At 73.1% G+C, this 642-nt stretch carries 1 protein-coding gene; it reads left to right on the top strand.

Annotated features, from left to right (window positions below; all coding sequences use genetic code 11):
* The coding region (locus Acit_RS09860; protein WP_248108609.1) for a YncE family protein at positions 1 to 642 on the top strand (642 nt) is incomplete at both ends.

Genomic DNA, 642 nt, shown 5'->3' with positions numbered 1-642 from the left:
GACCCCCAGACGCAGACCCTCTACGTGGCGAACGAGGGGTCCGACACGGTGTCGGTGCTGGACGCCGCGACCTGTGACGCGAGCGACCAGTCGGGGTGCGGCCAGTCCCCCGCCAGTCTGGCGGTTGGTGCCGAGCCCCGGGCGCTGGCCCTCGACACCAGCTCGGGCACCCTCTACGTCGCGGACAAGGCCGGTGACGAGGTGAGCGTCGTGGCCACTCGCGGCTGCCCGGCCGGCTCGACGAGCTGTCCGAGCGTCGTGGGCGCCATCCCTCTTGGGACCGAGCCCGACGCCCTGGCCGTGACCGCAACCGGTCAGCTGGCTGTGACGGAGGCCTCTGCTGATCAGGTCGCCTTGCTCGAGACGGCCAACTGCCACAGTGGCGTCACGAACGGCTGCGGCGCCGTGGAGGCCACCGCCAGCCTCGACGCCGCACCCTCAGTGGTCGTGGCCGCGGGGCAGGGTGCCGGCAGCGTGCTCGATGTGACCGAGGAGGCGACGGATGAGGTCGCCGTCGTGGCTGCAGTCCCGTCCTCGGCGGCCGGCTACTGGCTGGTGGGCCGGGACGGTGGGGTGTTCAGCTTCGGGGACGCCCGGTTCTACGGCTCGGTGCCGGGTCTGCCGGCTGGGGTGCGGCCGAGC

It is taken from the genome of Aciditerrimonas ferrireducens (assembly GCF_023130475.1).
In the GTDB taxonomy this organism is placed as follows: domain Bacteria; phylum Actinomycetota; class Acidimicrobiia; order Acidimicrobiales; family UBA8190; genus Aciditerrimonas; species Aciditerrimonas ferrireducens.
The sequence above is the reverse complement of the archived record's forward strand: the minus strand, read 5'-3'. Positions and strand labels throughout refer to the sequence as shown.